The 318-nt window shown below is 74.2% G+C and carries 1 pseudogene; it reads right to left on the bottom strand.

What is annotated here, in order from left to right:
- Nucleotides 1–318: pseudogene (locus tag J0695_RS40290) on the bottom strand (hypothetical protein); the annotation flags it as partial.

Genomic DNA, 318 nt, shown 5'->3' with positions numbered 1-318 from the left:
CGGCTGTGTCGGAGAGGGCCGTGGCGGTGCCGCGGGCCCAACCGCCCATATAGGCCGTCATACGGTCTCTGACCTGGTCCGGAGTGCGGTGTGCGGTGTCGTCGTCCCCGGGCGGGACGGCGTCGTCGGGTTCGGCCGGTGCTGGTGCCTCGCGCAGTTGCGCCACGAGGTTCGCCTGCCTGACCCTGCGCGGGAGTTCGGTGTCGTCGTCCGCTGTGTCGGTGGCGGTTGCGGGCTGCGCCGGGCGGGTGCGCGGCCGCAGGGTGGTGACGGCGGGGTGCGGGGTGTCGTCGTCGGTCTGTGCGGTGAGTGCGGGCC

The organism is Streptomyces beijiangensis (genome assembly GCF_017315755.1).
In the GTDB taxonomy this organism is placed as follows: Bacteria; Actinomycetota; Actinomycetes; order Streptomycetales; family Streptomycetaceae; genus Streptomyces; species Streptomyces beijiangensis.
Note: the sequence above shows the minus strand (reverse complement) of the source record. Positions and strands in the feature narration are given on the sequence as shown.